The 13,050-nt window shown below is 70.0% G+C and carries 13 protein-coding genes; 4 read left to right on the top strand and 9 right to left on the bottom strand.

Annotated features, from left to right (window positions below; all coding sequences use genetic code 11):
• Nucleotides 1-681 (bottom strand): hypothetical protein, encoded by a 681-nt coding sequence (locus JWS13_RS16765; protein WP_241032229.1) that lies wholly within the window; start codon nt 679-681, stop codon nt 1-3.
• Nucleotides 682-787: 106 nt separating this feature from the next.
• On the opposite strand from JWS13_RS16765, the gene JWS13_RS16760 reads away from it, so the two are divergent.
• From JWS13_RS16760 to JWS13_RS16750, 3 genes are all read left to right on the top strand, one after another.
• Nucleotides 788-1,474, top strand: a complete 687-nt coding sequence (locus tag JWS13_RS16760; RefSeq protein ID WP_206006645.1) for a response regulator transcription factor — start codon at nt 788-790, stop codon at nt 1,472-1,474.
• A gap of 23 nt (nt 1,475-1,497) precedes the next feature.
• Nucleotides 1,498-2,466: a HAMP domain-containing sensor histidine kinase gene (locus JWS13_RS16755; RefSeq protein ID WP_206006644.1), complete on the top strand. Its 969-nt coding sequence runs from the start codon at nt 1,498-1,500 to the stop codon at nt 2,464-2,466.
• A gap of 78 nt (nt 2,467-2,544) precedes the next feature.
• Nucleotides 2,545-4,020 carry a DUF4153 domain-containing protein gene (locus JWS13_RS16750; RefSeq protein WP_206006643.1) on the top strand — a complete coding sequence of 492 codons (1,476 nt, stop codon included), beginning with the start codon at nt 2,545-2,547 and terminating at the stop codon, nt 4,018-4,020.
• A 108-nt stretch (nt 4,021-4,128) separates the two neighbouring features.
• Here JWS13_RS16750 and JWS13_RS16745 read toward each other — a convergent pair whose 3' ends face one another.
• The gene (locus tag JWS13_RS16745; protein WP_206006642.1) at nt 4,129-4,935 is read right to left on the bottom strand and encodes an ABC transporter ATP-binding protein; all 807 of its coding nucleotides are present in this window, start codon (nt 4,933-4,935) and stop codon (nt 4,129-4,131) included.
• The gene (locus JWS13_RS16740) at nt 4,932-5,624 is read right to left on the bottom strand and encodes a FadR/GntR family transcriptional regulator (protein WP_206006641.1); all 693 of its coding nucleotides are present in this window, start codon (nt 5,622-5,624) and stop codon (nt 4,932-4,934) included. The genes JWS13_RS16745 and JWS13_RS16740 overlap by 4 nt, the downstream gene beginning before the upstream one ends.
• Before the next feature lie 95 nt (nt 5,625-5,719).
• Between JWS13_RS16740 and JWS13_RS16735 the strand changes: the two genes are divergently transcribed.
• The gene (locus JWS13_RS16735) at nt 5,720-6,181 is read left to right on the top strand and encodes a PPOX class F420-dependent oxidoreductase (RefSeq protein WP_206006640.1); all 462 of its coding nucleotides are present in this window, start codon (nt 5,720-5,722) and stop codon (nt 6,179-6,181) included.
• Nucleotides 6,182-6,192: 11 nt separating this feature from the next.
• On the opposite strand, the gene JWS13_RS16730 is transcribed toward JWS13_RS16735, so the two are convergent.
• Genes JWS13_RS16730 through JWS13_RS16705 form a run of 6 tightly spaced genes read right to left on the bottom strand, consistent with a single transcriptional unit; the run spans nt 6,193 to nt 12,983 of the window.
• Nucleotides 6,193-7,335: a CaiB/BaiF CoA transferase family protein gene (locus JWS13_RS16730; RefSeq protein ID WP_206006639.1), complete on the bottom strand. Its 1,143-nt coding sequence runs from the start codon at nt 7,333-7,335 to the stop codon at nt 6,193-6,195.
• Nucleotides 7,332-9,545 (bottom strand): acyl-CoA dehydrogenase family protein, encoded by a 2,214-nt coding sequence (locus tag JWS13_RS16725; RefSeq protein ID WP_206006638.1) that lies wholly within the window; start codon nt 9,543-9,545, stop codon nt 7,332-7,334. Before JWS13_RS16725 ends, JWS13_RS16730 begins: the two co-directional genes overlap by 4 nt.
• An 11-nt stretch (nt 9,546-9,556) precedes the next feature.
• Nucleotides 9,557-10,426 (bottom strand): SDR family oxidoreductase, encoded by an 870-nt coding sequence (locus JWS13_RS16720; protein WP_206006637.1) that lies wholly within the window; start codon nt 10,424-10,426, stop codon nt 9,557-9,559.
• 10 nt (nt 10,427-10,436) lie between these two features.
• Nucleotides 10,437-11,312, bottom strand: a complete 876-nt coding sequence (locus tag JWS13_RS16715; protein WP_206006636.1) for a MaoC/PaaZ C-terminal domain-containing protein — start codon at nt 11,310-11,312, stop codon at nt 10,437-10,439.
• Nucleotides 11,313-11,319: 7 nt separating this feature from the next.
• The gene (locus tag JWS13_RS16710; RefSeq protein ID WP_206006635.1) at nt 11,320-11,751 is read right to left on the bottom strand and encodes a type II toxin-antitoxin system Rv0910 family toxin; all 432 of its coding nucleotides are present in this window, start codon (nt 11,749-11,751) and stop codon (nt 11,320-11,322) included.
• 47 nt (nt 11,752-11,798) lie between these two features.
• On the bottom strand, nt 11,799-12,983 hold the full coding sequence (locus JWS13_RS16705) for a lipid-transfer protein (protein ID WP_206006634.1): 1,185 nt from the start codon (nt 12,981-12,983) through the stop codon (nt 11,799-11,801).
• Nucleotides 12,984-13,050: the final 67 nt, after the last annotated feature.

The raw sequence follows: 13,050 nt of genomic DNA, 5'->3' as shown, positions 1-13,050 counted from the left end.
TCAGGGACTGACGACGGTTCCGCCGCCGACGGGGCCGACTCCGCCGGGTGCCTGCGGGACCACGGGCGGGGCGGGCTTCGGGCCGCCACCGACGGGGAACGGATTGGTTTCGGGATCGAGCACGCCCGGTTCGACCTGGCCCGGTCCGTCGAACGGACCCTTCGGCGGGACAACGGGGTCGACCACGACCGGCTCCTCCACGACCGGCTCCTCCACGACCGGCTCCTGGTAGACGGGCGGTGCCGGCGGCGCGACCTCCGGTCCCGGTGCGGCCGCTTCGGTCTCGGTCGAGTAGCCGGGGTACACGGGGTTCCCGGGTTCGACAGGATTGACCGGTTCGACAGGATTGACGGGTTCGACGGGGTTCCAGGGTTCCACCGGGTTCACGGATTCCGCCGAATGGCCGGGGTCCGCGACGACGATCCGGCTCGGGGGCGTCGCGAGTGCCGGCGCCGGTTGCTGCGAGATGCTCCTTTCCTGGCTCGGGGTGGGAGCCCCCTCGGTGTGTCCACCGGCAAGAACGATCGCTGCGGCTCCGGCGAGGGAGAACGTGAGGGCGGCGGTTGCGCCGATCGCGATGCGGGTTGCGGTGTGGACGATGGGGTGCCTCCGGTGAGTTTGCGGTTCCCAGCTGGGCTGATAGACCAACCTTGCGCCGCGGCCGAGGCGTTCGACAGGCACCCCAGGGTGTGTATCCACCACCCCGCGGTGTTGTCGCCGGCAAACCTGCACAGAATCTTCACAGGCTCTGCCCGGGATCCGCACGTGCGCGCAATACAGTCGGGGAATGAGCCAGCGAAGAGTGCTCGTCGTCGACGACGAGGCGACGATCTGCGAGGCGGTCGCGGCGCGGTTGCGTGCGGAGGGCTTCGACGTCGTGACCGCGTCGGACGGTCCTACCGCGGTCGCGGTGTGCGAGGCGTCGTCGCCCGACGTGCTGGTGCTGGACGTGATGCTGCCGGGTTTCGACGGTCTCGAGGTCTGCCGTCGGGTCCAGGCGTCGCGTCCGGTTCCGGTGCTGATGCTCACCGCGCGCGCCGACGAGACGGACATGCTGATCGGTCTCGGCGTGGGCGCCGACGACTACCTGAGCAAACCGTTCAGCATGCGGGTGCTGGTGGCGCGGGTGCACGCACTGCTGCGACGGGCCGATCGCGCCCACGAGACCGTGCCTGCCGAACCGGGTGGACTGGCGGTCGGCGACCTCGAGGTGGACCTCGTCGAGCGGCGCGTCCGGCGCGGAGCCGACGAAATTCATCTGACACGAACCGAATTCGACCTGCTCGCGTACTTCGCTTCCCGGCCGCGGGCGGCGATTGCCCGGGAATCGCTCCTCGCCGAGGTGTGGGGGTGGGGCGACGGGGCGGGTAGCCGCACCGTCGACAGTCACGTGAAGGCGCTGCGCCGGAAACTCGGCGGCGATCTGATCCGCACCGTGCACGGAGTCGGCTACGCACTGGACGTGCAGCGGTGACCGCGGGCCGGATCCTGGACAGGATGCCCCGACCTCTCGATCCGCTGCGATCGTTCAAGGTGAAGACGGGTCTTCTCGTCGTGGCGGCGCTGTTCTTCGCGTCGCTGATGTTCTGGGTGACTGCTCGCTGGCCGTTCCGGTACGCGCTCGTCCTGGCGTTGCTGGTGTCGCTGGCCGTGACGCAGATCCTCGCGCACGGCATGACGTCTCCGCTGCGGTCGATGACGGCCGCCGCCCGTGCGATGGCGACCGGCGACTATTCGCGCCGGGTGCGGTCGACGTCGCGCGACGAGATCGGGGAACTGGCCCGCGCGTTCAACCAGATGGCGGAGGATCTCGAGGCCGCCGACCGGTATCGCCGCGAACTGATCGGCAACGTCTCGCACGAACTGCGCACCCCGATCTCCGCTCTGCAGGCACTGCTCGAGAACGTCGTCGACGGGGTGGAGCAGCCCGACCCGGCCCGGATGCGGGTGGCGCTCGATCAGACCGAGCGGCTCGGCCGCCTCGTCGCCGAATTGCTCGACCTGTCGAGAGTGGAAGGCGGTGCGGTGCAACTCGAGCGGGAGATCTTTCCGGTCCGCGAGTTCCTCGACGACGTGGTGCGGCAGTCGGAGGACCCCCGGCGGGTGACCGTCGACGTTCAGCCGCCGCACCTGCGCGCCGACGCGGACACCGCCCGACTGCACCAGGTGGTGGCGAACCTGGTGGACAACGCGTTCCGGCACGGCCCCGCCCGCACCGAGGTGGTGGTCCGTGCCCGGCCGGACGCCGGCGGCGTGGTCCTCGAGGTGGAGGACGACGGGCCCGGTATCGCACCCGGCGAGCGGTCCCGGGTGTTCGAACGGTTCACCCGCGGCGGCTCCACCGACGGCGGGACGGGCCTCGGCCTCGCCATCGCCCGCTGGGCGGTGGATCTCCACGACGGCCACATCGAGGTTCTCGACACGGCCGAGGGCTGCTGCATCCGGGTGAGTCTGCCCGCCGCCTGACCACAGCTTCACAACCGGGACACGACGTCCCGCGATGACGCCTGCCTTCATCCGGCAGCGACAACCAGGGAGGGACCCATGACCATCGCACCCCCGCAACCCGCAGTGCCCACCCGGCGCGACTTCTGGCCGAGACAGGCCTGGCGCCGCGATCGGACATCGATGGCGCCGCGCCCGATCGTTCTCGGGGCAGTGGCGGCGGGTGTCGTCGCGGCCCTGACCCTGCAGGTCACGGTGGTCGGTCTCGGGTACGTCCTGACCGGCACAGTGGTGGCGGTCGCCGTGTTCGCGACGCGCAGAACGATGCCGACAGCCACGCAGGCCGCCGCGATCCTCGGCGCCCTCGCCCTGCTGGCCGTGCTCAGTGTGCGCGGTGCGGGCTGGCTCGCCGCGGTCTGCGTGGCGCTGAGTTGGGTGGTGGGATCGTTCGCCCTCGTCGGCGGACGCACGTGGACGGGTCTGGCCGCCGGGTCGTTCGCGTTGTGGTTCACCCCGCTGCGGGTGGTGCGGTGGACGCGCCGGGGCGCGCGGCGGTGGCACGCGACCGGGACGGTGCCCGTGGGCCGCGTGTTCGGGGTCGCCGCCATGACCGTCGTATTGCTGCTGGTGTTCGGTTCGCTGTTCGCCGGCGCGGACGCGGGTTTCGCCGCACTGCTCGGCCGGGCCGCACCGACCGTCCACGTGTCGAATCCGTTCGGGCGGTTCGTGCTCGGCGTTCTGGTGTGCGGCGGGACCCTGGGCGCCGCGTACCTGCTGCGGCGAACACCCCGCGTCGATGCGCTCGCCCCGCGGCCGGGACACCCGGTTGCCCGGTGGGAGTGGGCGATCCCGCTGGCACTGCTGGATCTGCTGTTCCTCGGATTCGTCGCGGTGCAGCTGACGGTGCTGTTCGGCGGGAACACGCACGTGCTGACCACGGCCGACCTGACGTACGCCGAATATGCGCGACAGGGTTTCTGGCAGTTACTGGCGGTGACCGCGCTGACGCTGCTGGTGATCGCCGTCGCGGTGCGGAAGGCGTCGCGGGTGGAGGTCGCGGACCGGGTGCTCGTGCGGGTGCTGCTCGGACTGCTGTGCGGTTTGTCGCTCGTCGTCGTCGCGTCGGCGATCCACCGGATGTCGTTGTACGAGAGCCAGTACGGGTACACGCGACTGCGGGTGACGGTGCTGGTCACCGAACTGTGGCTGGGCCTGGTGTTCGTGCTGCTGATCGTAGCGGGCGTGCGGTTGTCTGGGCGGTGGCTGCCGCGCGCCGTCCTGGCGTCCGCGGTGGGCGGGGTGCTGCTCGTCGCCGCGATCGACCCGGACGCGTACGTGGCCAGGAAGAACGTGGAGCGGTTCGGCGACACCGGGCGAATCGACGTGAGCTACCTCGGTTCGCTGTCCGTCGACGCCGTCCCCGCCCTCGACCGGCTGCCGGAACCCGAACGATCCTGCGCCCTGTACCGACTCGACCGGCAGGTCAGCGGCGAGTCGGAGTGGTACGAGTACAACGCCGCCCGCAGCCGGGCGAAGGAACTGCTGGCCGCGCATCCCGTCCGCTCGTGCGAGTAACCGGGACCCCGCACGCTGTTTGCGGACCGATTTGCTGGAATCACGCGCAATTGCGCGGGAATCTGACCAATCCGTGTGCGGCTGTGGTGAGTGACGGTCCGCAGTCGGCTATCCGACCGGCTCGGGGACACGCGTCTGTGCGACCCACCGGCCGCGTTGCCGGTGGATTTCGATGGGGTGGTCGAAGCATTCGCTGATGGTGGCGGTGGTGAGGACGTCCGCGACGTCGCCCTGTGCGATCACCTGGCCGTCGCGGATGAGGACGGCGTGGGTCGTGGTGGTGGGGATTTCCTCGAGGTGGTGGGTGACGAGGATGCTGGCGAGGCTGGGGTAGCTTTCGCGCAGTTCGTCGAGGGCAGTGAGGAGTTGTTCGCGCGCCGCGAGGTCGAGTCCGGTGGCGGGCTCGTCGAGCAGGAGCAGTTGCGGTTCCGCCATCAGGGCCCGTGCGATGAGGGCGCGGCCGCGCTCACCCTGGGACAGGTTGGGCCACAGGGCGTCCGCGTGCTTCTGCATGCCGAGGGAGGCGACCAGTTCGTCGGCGCGGGCGATCTGCTCCGCGGACGGCGACCACCGCGGTGGGAAGTCGGGTGTGTTGGTGAGGCCGGTGAGCACGACGTCGCGCACCGTCAGAGGCGCGTCGATCCGGTAGCGCGGGTTCACGTGCCCGATGTGGGCGCGCAATTCGCGCATGTCGACGCGGCCCAGTTGGTGGCCGAGGACGCGGACGGTGCCACGCGTCGGGTGCGCGACTGCGCCGAGCATGCTCAGCATCGTGCTCTTGCCGGCGCCGTTCGCGCCGAGTAACACCCAGTGCTGGCCGCGTTCTATGCGGAGGCTGATGTCGCTGAGCAGATACCGTCCGCTCCGCACGAGGTCGACGTGTTCGATGCTGACGACCGAATCGGGGGTGGTCACTGATTTCCGCCTTTCCGCAGAATCGACATGGTCGGGTCGAGGTTGGCTGCGGTGGCGGCGACGGCCGCCTCGGCGTCGCCGGATTCCAGTGCGCGCACCAGATCGTCGTGGGCGCAGCTGGTGTCGGGCCGTCCCGGCTCGTGGTCGACGAGTTCGGCCAGCGCGTCGACGAGGAGCGGCCGGATCGAATCGAACAGGGCGGACAGGATCGAGTTGCCGGCGATCTCCAGGATCGCGGCGTGGAAGTCGAGGTCGGCGGCGACGAAGACGGCGGTCGACGAGGTGGTGCTGTCGTGCCGGGTGGACAGCTGTTCGCGCAGCCGCCGGAGATCTTCGGGGCGTGCGCGTTCCGCGGCGAGCCGGGCGGCCTCGATCTCGAGGGCGCGCCGCACCTCGTACACCTCGAGCAGGCGGGCGCGGCGCAGCAGCTTCCCCAGTCCCGCACCGCTCGTGGGGGGTCGCGCGACGAACGTGCCGACGCCGTGCCGCACGTCGAGCAGGCCGTCGCGGGCGAGCAGGCGAACGGCTTCGCGGACGGAGGACCGGCCGACGCCCAGTTCGGTGGCCAGTTCGGCCTCGCTGGGGATGCGGGCGCCGAGCGTCCACTCGCCGTCCCGGATCCGGGCGGTGAGGAGTTCCTCGAGCTGGGGGACCAGCGGTCCGCTGCGGAGGGTGGGACGTGCGGCCATGGGGCGACGCTAGCACAGTCCTCAGACGTCTGAGGACTGGCCCGGGGCCTAGTGTGAGTCCGGGAAGAACCACCGCAGCAGAGGAGAGGTGCACCATGGCCGTCGCCACCGCAGACCGTGTCACGAGGGAAGAGTTGCTCGACTTCGTCCGCCCGCGCCATCGCAGCGTGCTGATCACCCGGAAACGCTCCGGCGGCCTGCAGATCTCCCCGGTCACGTCGGGACTCGACTCGGAGGGCCGGATCGTCGTCGCCACCTACCCGCAGCGCGCCAAGGCCGCGAACGTGCGGCACGACTCCGCCGTGAGCGTGTGCGTGCTGTCCGACGAGTTCAACGGCGCGTACGTGCAGATCGACGGCACCGCCGAGGTGCTGGACCTGCCCGACGCGCTCGAACCGCTGGTGGAGTACTTCCGCGGCATCTCCGGTGAGCATCCCGACTGGGACGAGTACCGGGACGCCATGCGGAAGCAGAACAAGAGCCTGATCCGGATCACCATCGACGAGTGGGGACCCATCGCGACCGGTGGCTTCCCGCCGGGCACCGATCGCGGATAGGGCCCCGCCGCCTACTCGACGGCGCCGGCGGAGCGCAGTTGCTCGATGGCCGCCGCGTCGTAGCCGGCCCGCGCGAGGATCGCGTCCGTGTCCTGCCCGGGCCTCGGGGCGGGACGGGGAACGGGCGCCGGGGTGCGGCTGAAGCGAGGCGCCGGTGCGGGCTGGCGGATGCCGCCCACCTCGACGAACGTCTCCCGCTCCTTGTTGTGGGGATGCTCGTGGGCCTCCCACGGCGAGAGGACGGGCGACACGCACGCGTCGGAATCGGTGAACAGCGCCGCCCACTCGTCCCGCGGCCGGGTCGCGAACACGTCCGCGATCCGCGCCTTCAGTTCCGGCGCCGCGTCGAGGTCGTACTGCAACGGCAGATCCTCGCCCGACAGCCCGAGCACGTCGAGGAGTTCGCCGTAGAAGTGTGGTTCGACGCACCCGACCGCCACGTGCAGGCCGTCGGCGCACTCGTAGGTGTCGTAGAACGCGGCGGCCCCGTCGAGGACGTTCTGCCCGCGACCCTCCTGCCACAGTCCGGCGGCGTTCATCCCGTGGACGAACGCCGTCAGCAGCGCCGCGCCGTCGACCATGGACGCGTCCACCACCTGACCGCGGCCCGACCGCGTGCGCTCGTGCAGCGCGGCCAGGATTCCCATCGTCAACATCAGACCGCCACCGCCGAAGTCGCCCAACAGGTTCAGCGGTGGTACCGGCCGCTCGCCGGCGCGCCCGATAGGGTCGAGCGCGCCCGCGAGCGCGATGTAGTTGATGTCGTGCCCGGCCCGCGGTGCGAGCGGTCCGTCCTGACCCCAGCCCGTCATCCGCCCGTAGACCAGGGCAGGGTTGCGGGACAGGCAGTCGTCGGGACCGATGCCCAGACGTTCCGCGACGCCGGGACGGAAACCCTCGACCAGGATGTCGGCGCCCTCGACGAGTCGCAGAACCGCCTCCAGTCCCTCCGGGGTGCGCAGGTTCACCGCGATCGACCGTCGCCCGCGGTCGAGCACACCCGACGGCGCCATCAACCCGGTGCCGCCGTCACCGGCCCGCTCCACCCGGATCACGTCCGCACCGAGATCGGCGAGGATCATGCACCCGAACGGCGCGGGCGCGAGACTCGCGATCTCGACGACGGTCAGCCCGCTCAGCGGCCCGCCGGTCACGACACCCCCTGCGCGTCGCGGGGCAGTCCGAGCATGCGCTCGCCGATCACGTTCAGCTGCACCTCGGTGGTGCCGCCGTAGATGGTGGTGGCGCGGCCGGCGATCAACTGCTCCATCGCCTTGTCGCTCGGCTCACCCGGAATGCTCACGGCGCCCGCCGCCCCCAGTTCGGCGACGACGAACTCCGCGATCGACTGTCCGAGCCCCATGCCGAGCAGCTTTCCGACGCTCGACGTGGTGCTTACGTCCGTCCCCGACAGTTGCTTCAGCACGATGCGGGAACCGATCAGGTCGACGGCCTGGCTCTCGGCGACCAGTTCGCCGACGCGGAGCCGGCCCAGCGGGCCGAGGTCCCGGCCGCGGGCGAACTGCAGCAGATCCTTGTCGGTGGCGTAGGCCTCCATCTTCTGGCTCAGCGCCACCCGCTCGCCTGCGAGGGTCGTGCGCGCCACGTTCCAGCCGTCGTTCACGGTCCCGACCACGTTCTCGTCGGGGATGAACACGTCGTCGAGGAAGACCTCGTTGAACAGGGCCGACCCGGTCATCTCGCGCAACGGCCGGACGGTCACGCCCGGTATCGACATGTCCAGCACGAAGTACGTGATGCCCTCGTGCTTCGGCTTGGCAGGGTCGGTGCGGGCGATCAGCATGGCCCAGTCGGAGAACTGCGCGACCGTGGTCCAGATCTTCTGCCCGGTCACCTTCCAGCCGCCGTCGACCTTCTCGGCCTTCGTCGTCAGCGACGCGAGGTCGGAACCGGCCCCCGGCTCGCTGAACAGCTGGCACCACACCAGGTCTCCCCGCAGCGTGGGGACGGCGAGATCCCGTTTCTGCGCGTCGGTGCCGTGGGCGACGACGGCCTGCACCGCCCAGCCGCCCATCAGCAACTGCGGCATCGGGATGCCCGCCGTCTTGATCTCCTGGGCGATGACGATCTGCTCGAGCGGGGATGCGCTGCGCCCGTACGGCTTCGGCAGGTGCGGCTGCACCCACCCGCCGTCGCCGAGCGCGATCAACTGGTCGTCCTCGTCGAGGCCGACCAGCGGGGCGAGCGCTGCCCGCACCTCGGCGCGGATCGTCTCGGCCTCGTCCGGCAGTTCCAGTTCGGACGTGCGGGCGGTGCCGGCCAGCGACTGGTCGGCCACGCGGCCCGCCCGCTCTGCGCGGGTGCCGAGGAGCCCCCGGATCGCCAGTGCGCGGCGGTAGTACAGGTGCGCGTCGTGTTCCCAGGTGAAGCCGATGCCTCCGTGGACCTGGATGCAGTCCTGCGCGCACTGCACTGCGGCATCCGGGACGACGACGGCGGCGATGTCCGCGGCGAAATCGGCGGTGTCGTCGCCGTTGTCGAGGGCGGAGGCGGCGTCCCACAACACCGCGCGCGCCTTCTCCAGGGCGATGCCCATGTGCGCACACTTGTGCTTGACGCCCTGGAACTGGCCGATCGGACGCCCGAACTGCACCCGGGTCTTCGCGTACTCGGACGCGGTGGACACGCACCAGGACATCACGCCGATCGCCTCCGCGCCGAGGATCACGGTGGCGACGGACCGGACGCGCTGCTCGGTGAGCCCGTCGAGGATCCGGTCGGAACTCACCCGGACGTTCTCGGCCGTGATCCGTGCCGAACCGCGGAGCACGTCGATGCTGTCCTGCACCGTGACGGTGACGTCCGCGGAATCGACGACGGCCCAGCGCACGTCGTCGCCGACGGTGATCGGGAGCAGCACGGTGTCGGCGTGTCCGCCGCCGAGGACGGCGTCCGCGACACCGGTGACGTGGTACCCGCCGTCGTGCGCCGACGCGTCGAGCGGGCGGCCCAACGCGACTGCGGCGGTGCGCGATCCGTCGACGAGACCGGGAAGCAGTTCGATGCCGACCTTGGAATCCGCGGCCGCCACGAGGGCGGCGGACAGTGCGGTCGGGACGAACGGGCCCGGGGCGGCGGTGCGTCCGAGCGCCTCGAGCGCCACCGCCAGCGTGAGGAGCCCGGCGCCGTGACCGCCCTTGTCCTCGGGGACGTGCAGCCCCAGCAGGTCCTGGCCGACCAGCGCCTCCCAGAACGGCGGGAACTTGTCCTCGCTCTTGGACTCGACCGCGGACCGGACGTGATCCGGGGTGATGGTGCGTTCGGCGAAGGAGCGGACCGAGTCGGCGAGGGCCCGGTGTTCCTCGGTCAGTCCGAGCCCGAGCTCGTACGTGTTCTTGGCCATGTCGGAGCCCTTCAGCCGAGCCGGTCGGCGAGGTCGGCGACGGTCCACGGGCCGTCGCTTTCGATGGTCGTGACGTCGTGCCAGCCGGCGAGTTCGGAGATGGCCCCGCCCTGCACGGCGAACACCTTGCCGGTGATCTTGCAGTTCGCGTCGGCGAGACGCGCGACGAGCGGGGAGATGTTGGCGGGGCTGAACGCGTCGAACTCGCCCTCCGGCACCTCCTCGGCGAACAGCGCGCCCATGCCGGGGGTGGCCAGTGTGAGCCGGGTGCGGGCGATCGGGGCGATCGCGTTGACCCGCACGCCGTAGCGTTCGAGTTCGTCCGCCGCGACCAGGGTGAGTGCGGCGATCCCGGCCTTCGCGGCGCCGTAGTTGCCCTGACCGGCGTTGGGCATGAACGTGCCCGACGCCGACGCGGTGTTGATCACGGACGCGTTCACGGTCTCGCCGGCCTTGGTCCGTGCCTTCCAGTACGCGGCCGCGTGGTGCAGCGTGGCGGCGTGGCCCTTGAGGTGCACGGCGATGACGGCGTCCCACTGGCTTTCGGTCATGCCCGCGATGAACGCGTCCCGCAGGATGCCCGCGTTGTTGACCAGGACGTCGAGCCGGCCGAATTCGCTCACCGCCTGGTTCACGAGGGCTTCGGCGCCGTCCCAGGACGCGACGTTGTCGGTGTTCGCGGTCGCGCTGCCGCCCGCGGCGACGATCTCGTCGACCACCTGCTGCGCGGGGCCTGCGTCCGCACCGGTGCCGTCGTTGGCGCCGCCGAGATCGTTGACGACCACCGCAGCGCCCTCGCGTGCGAAGAGCAGTGCGTGCTCCCGGCCGATTCCGCGTCCGGCGCCGGTGACGACGGCTACCCGTCCGTCGAGTGTTCCCATGTGCGTGCTCCTAGGTTTCTGTGTCCGCGATGACGGCGAGGCCGTCCTTGATGACGAGTTCGTCGCCGACGGCGGTCTCGTAGGCGTACGACGTCGTCCCGCCGGTGGATTCGGCGACCTGCCGGAACTGCGTGGCGATATCCTGGCCGGGCAGGACGGGTTTCGCGAACCGCACCGCGAGACGGCGGAGGCGTTCGACCCGGCCGTCGGCGAGTTCGGTGAGCGCCGCCCACGACGTGAACGCCATGGTGCACAGGCCGTGGTTGATGATTCCGGGAAGGCCGGACATCCGGGCGATCTCGTCGTCCAGGTGGATCGGCATCGGATCACCGGAGGCGGGCGAATACCGGAACGTCTGGTCCTCGTCTATGTGCTGGGTGATCGACGCGACGGGAGCCTGCCCGCGCAGCGTCTCGTCGAACCGGTGTCCGGGCGCCTGTTCGCCGAGGCCCGCGCCCGCGTCGACCTTCCGGAAGAACGCGGTCATCCACTGCTCGTTGACCAGTTCGCCGTCATCCGTGACGGTTTCGACGTAGACGACGACGGTGGATCCGTTCGCGCGACCCTCGAAACCGATCGGCTTCGCGCGGACCACGAGGTTGTCGCCGGGCCGGATCGGGCGGTGGAAGTGGAAATCCTGTTCGCCGTGCACGAGTTTCATGAGCAATTCGACCGGGGCGACGGACAGTGCGGCCGGTGCCATCGACGTGAACGCGGGGACGACGGCGAACACCGGGGGCGCGACCTCGCCCGCGAGGTGGCGTTCGATGGGATCGTTGGTGGCCGCGGCGTACTCGGCGATGCGCTCGGCGGTGACCTCGAACCGTTGCGAATCGGTCCACTCGCCGAGGCCGCTCGTGTCGAATTCGACTGTGGGGGTGGTCATACGCGGATCAGCCCACCATGTCCGCGAACCCCGCGAGGGACGCCTCCAGATCCGCCTTGGCGTTCTTGGCGACGGCCTTGCCGATGGGGCCGACGATCATCGTGCCGGTGAAACTCGCGTCGATGATCGCCTTGGACCCGGCGCCGTCCGCTTCGACCTTCAGGGTGAATTCGACGGTCACCCCGGCCATGCCGGTGCCGGAGATCTTCACCATCTCGGGCACCTGCACCTCGGTGACGGTCCACTCGATCTTGTTGGCCATGCCCATCACGGAGACGACCTCGGTGAACTTCGAACCGAGTGCCACCTGGGTGGGGATCTCGCTCTTCCAGGACTGGTGGATGGTGAGCCACTCTTCCCATCGGGACAGGTTGGACAGCGCGTCCCACGCCTTGTCGGGGGAGGCGGGCAGGGACGCTGCGACGGAAACGGAAGCCATGATGTACTCCTGGTGCTCGAGGTGAAAGAAATTGGGGGAGGGAAGTTTCAGAGTGCGCGGTAGGCGGTGACGACGACGGCGCCGCCGAGACCGATGTTGTGTTGCAGGGCCACCGCGGCGCCGTCGACCTGCCGCTTGCCGGCGGTGCCCCGGAGTTGCCAGGTGAGTTCGCTGCACTGGGCGAGTCCGGTGGCCCCGAGCGGGTGGCCCTTGGAGATGAGGCCGCCGGACGGGTTGACCACCCAGCGGCCGCCGTACGTGGTGTCGTCGTTGTCGACGAGTTTGCCGCCCTCGCCCTCGCCGCACAGGCCGAGCGCCTCGTACGTCAGCAGTTCGTTGGTGGAGAAGCAGTCGTGGAGTTCGATGACGTCGATGTCGTCCGGTCCGATGCCCGCCTGTTCGTACACCCGGGCCGCGGCCGTGCGGGTCATGTCGGCGCCGACCAGGCTGATCGCGCTACGGTCCTCGAACGTGCTCGGGAGGTCGGTGACCATGGACTGGCCGACGATTTCCACGGCCTGCCCGGCGAGGTCGTGCTCGTCGACGAACTTCTCGCTCACCACGACGACCGCGCCGGAGCCGTCCGAGGTGGGGGAGCACTGCAGTTTGGTGAGCGGCCCGTAGATCGGCTTCGAGCCGAGGATCTCGTCGAGCGTGTACTCGTCCTGGAATTGGGCGTACGGGTTGTTCTGTGAGTGGCGGTGGTTCTTCACGCCGATCCTGGCGAACTGTTCCGCCGTGGTCCCGAACCGTTCCATGTGTTCCTTGCCTGCGGCGCCGAACATGTACGGGGCGGGCGGCATCGCGAACTCCTGCAGTTCGGCGAGCGCGAGGAGGTGGCGCATCATCGGCTGTTCCCGGTCGTCGTACGTCGACCCGAGCGAACCGGCCTGCATCTTCTCGAAGCCCAGCGCGAGCGCGCAGTCGACCTGACCGCTGCGGACCGCTTGGGTGGCCAGGTAGAGCGCGGTCGACCCCGTCGAACAGTTGTTGTTGACGTTGACGATGGGAATTCCGGTGAGGCCGAGTTCGTAGACGGCCCGCTGCCCGGACGTCGACTCGCCGTACACGTATCCGACGTACGCCTGCTCCACGAGGCCGTACTCGACGCCCGCGTCCTCGAGCGCCCGCCCGCCTGCCTCCCGCGCCATGTCGGGGTAGTCCCACTCGCGTGCACCCGGTTTCTCGAATTTCGTCATCCCGACGCCGACGACGAACACCCTGTTACCCATTGCGGCTCCCTGAGTCCGGAAAATGTGTGTGTGACACCCTGTCCCACCAAAGTAAGTGAGACATCCT

It is taken from the genome of Rhodococcus pseudokoreensis, assembly GCF_017068395.1.
Taxonomy (GTDB): Bacteria; Actinomycetota; Actinomycetes; order Mycobacteriales; family Mycobacteriaceae; genus Rhodococcus_F; species Rhodococcus_F pseudokoreensis.
The sequence above is the reverse complement of the archived record's forward strand: the minus strand, read 5'-3'. Positions and strand labels throughout refer to the sequence as shown.

Excerpts from the sequence above, each read along its gene's own strand:
- JWS13_RS16760 (WP_206006645.1), top strand. The coding sequence starts at position 788 with ATGAGCCAGCGAAGAGTGCTCGTCGTCGACGACGAGGCGACGATCTGC.
- JWS13_RS16755 (WP_206006644.1), top strand. The coding sequence starts at position 1,498 with ATGCCCCGACCTCTCGATCCGCTGCGATCGTTCAAGGTGAAGACGGGT.
- JWS13_RS16750 (WP_206006643.1), top strand. The coding sequence starts at position 2,545 with ATGACCATCGCACCCCCGCAACCCGCAGTGCCCACCCGGCGCGACTTC.
- JWS13_RS16740 (WP_206006641.1), bottom strand. The coding sequence starts at position 5,624 with ATGGCCGCACGTCCCACCCTCCGCAGCGGACCGCTGGTCCCCCAGCTC.
- JWS13_RS16735 (WP_206006640.1), top strand. The coding sequence starts at position 5,720 with ATGGCCGTCGCCACCGCAGACCGTGTCACGAGGGAAGAGTTGCTCGAC.
- JWS13_RS16725 (WP_206006638.1), bottom strand. The coding sequence starts at position 9,545 with ATGGCCAAGAACACGTACGAGCTCGGGCTCGGACTGACCGAGGAACAC.
- JWS13_RS16720 (WP_206006637.1), bottom strand. The coding sequence starts at position 10,426 with ATGGGAACACTCGACGGACGGGTAGCCGTCGTCACCGGCGCCGGACGC.
- JWS13_RS16715 (WP_206006636.1), bottom strand. The coding sequence starts at position 11,312 with ATGACCACCCCCACAGTCGAATTCGACACGAGCGGCCTCGGCGAGTGG.
- JWS13_RS16710 (WP_206006635.1), bottom strand. The coding sequence starts at position 11,751 with ATGGCTTCCGTTTCCGTCGCAGCGTCCCTGCCCGCCTCCCCCGACAAG.
- JWS13_RS16705 (WP_206006634.1), bottom strand. The coding sequence starts at position 12,983 with ATGGGTAACAGGGTGTTCGTCGTCGGCGTCGGGATGACGAAATTCGAG.